This is a genomic window from Dietzia sp. DQ11-71 (assembly GCF_014144995.1).
Lineage (GTDB): Bacteria > Actinomycetota > Actinomycetes > Mycobacteriales > Mycobacteriaceae > Dietzia > Dietzia kunjamensis.
The window spans coordinates 1-2,073 of sequence record NZ_JAALDT010000172.1 but is presented as its reverse complement, the minus strand read 5'-3'; the positions used below and the strand labels follow the sequence as shown (position 1 = coordinate 2,073).

Genomic DNA, 2,073 nt, shown 5'->3' with positions numbered 1-2,073 from the left:
TGACACGTGACGACCGTGCCGGTGGGCAGGTGGGTGATCCGCACCGCGGAGTCGGTGGTGTTGACGCCCTGCCCGCCCTTGCCGGATGAGCGGTAGACGTCGATGCGCAGGTCGGACTCGTCGATCTCGACCGGACCCACGTCCTCGGGCTCCGGGTAGACGAACACGCCCGCGGCCGAGGTGTGGACCCGGCCCTGGGACTCGGTGACCGGCACCCGCTGGACCCGGTGCACCCCGCCCTCGAACTTGAGACGGGACCACACCCCGTCGCGAGACGGCTGGCGAGCCCGGATGGAGAAGGTCGCGTCCTTGTACCCGCCGAGGTCGGACTCCGTGAGGCCGAGGACCTCGATCACCCATCCGTGTTTCTCGGCGTACCGCGTGTACATGCGGGCGAGGTCGGCGGCGAACAGTGCGGACTCCTCGCCGCCCTCCCCCGACTTGATCTCCATGACCACGTCGTCCGCATCGTGTGGGTCGCGGGGCGCCAGCAGGTCGGCCAGGCGGGTCTCGAGCTCGGCCGCCTCAGCCTCCAGCTCCTCGGCCTCCCCGGCGAACGAGGAATCGTCGCCGGCGAGCTCCCGCGCCGCGGCGGCGTCCTCGCGCGTGGACACCAGCGCACGGTGACACTGCACGATCGGGGTGAGCTCGGCGAAGCGTTTGCCCACCCGGCGGGCGGCGGTGGCGTCCTCGTGCAGAGCGGGGTCGGACAACTGCGTCTCGAGGCCCCCGTACTCGGCCAGGACGTCGTCGATCGAGGACGGCGACCGTCCCTCGCTCCCGGTCACTCCTCGTCCTGCGGCAGGGTGGGCGTCGTCTTGGCCACCTGCAGCAGGAATTCGTAGTTGTTGTTGGTCTTGCGCAACTGCGACATGAGCAGGTCGATGGCCTGGTGGGAGTCCAGCCCCGAGAGCACGCGGCGCAACTTGTGCATGATCCCGGCTTCCTCGGGGGTCATGAGCAGCTCTTCCTTGCGTGTACCCGAGGGCCCCACGTCGACCGCGGGGAACACCCGCCGCTCGGCGATGCGCCGGTCGAGTTTGAGCTCGGCGTTGCCGGTGCCCTTGAACTCCTCGAAGATCACCGTGTCGCCGGCCGAGCCGGTCTCCACCATCGCGGTGGAGATGATCGTCAGCGATCCACCGTTCTCGATGTTGCGCGCCGCGCCGAGGAACCGCTTGGGCGGGTACAGGGCCGTGGAGTCGACGCCGCCGGACAGGATGCGACCCGAGGCGGGCGAGGAGTTGTTGTAGGCGCGGCCGAGTCGCGTGATGGAGTCGAGGAGGACGACGACGTCCTGCCCCATCTCCACCAGACGCTTGGCCCGCTCGATCGCGAGCTCCGCGACCTGGGTGTGGTCCGACGGCGGACGGTCGAAGGTCGAGGCGATGACCTCGCCCTTCACCGAACGCTGCATGTCGGTGACCTCCTCCGGCCGCTCGTCGACGAGGACGACCATGAGGTGGCACTCCGGGTTGTTGACCGCGATCGAGTTGGCGATGTTCTGCAGGATCGTGGTCTTACCGGCCTTGGGCGGGGAGACGATCAGCGCGCGCTGCCCCTTGCCGATCGGCATGATCAGGTCGATCACGCGGGTCGAGATGATGTTCTTCTCGGTCTCCAGGCGCAGCCGCTGGTTGGGGTACAGCGGGGTGAGCTTCGCGAAGTCCGGGCGGTTGCGAACCTGGTCCACCGGGCCACCGTTGACGGTGTCGATGCGAACCAGCGGGTTGAACTTCTGACGGTTCTTGCCGCCACCCTGGCCCCCGCCGCCGCCCTGGCCGCCGCCCTGGCCGTCGTTCTGGCCGTCGCGGGGCATCTTCACCGCGCCGGTGATCGCGTCACCGCGACGCAGGCCGTGACGACGGATCATGTTCATGGAGACGTAGACGTCGTTGGGTCCCGCCAGGTAGCCGGACGTGCGGACGAACGCGTAGTTGTCCAGCACGTCGAGGATGCCCGCGACCGGCTGCAGGACGTCGTCGTCCCGCACCTCCGTCTCACCCTCGGCCGGGCGCCCCCCGCCGCGATTGCGCTCGCGGCGCCGGCGGCTGCGACGGCCGCGGCCCCCTC

2 protein-coding genes are annotated in these 2,073 nt (G+C 69.6%); both read right to left on the bottom strand.

What is annotated here, in order from left to right; genetic code table 11:
• A partial coding sequence (locus tag G6023_RS07155) for a PCRF domain-containing protein (RefSeq protein WP_182634713.1) occupies positions 1–788 on the bottom strand: 788 nt, incomplete at its 3' end.
• Positions 785–2,073 (bottom strand): transcription termination factor Rho (gene rho, locus G6023_RS07150; protein ID WP_182634711.1); only part of this gene is annotated, 1,289 nt, incomplete at its 5' end. The genes rho and G6023_RS07155, both read right to left, overlap by 4 nt.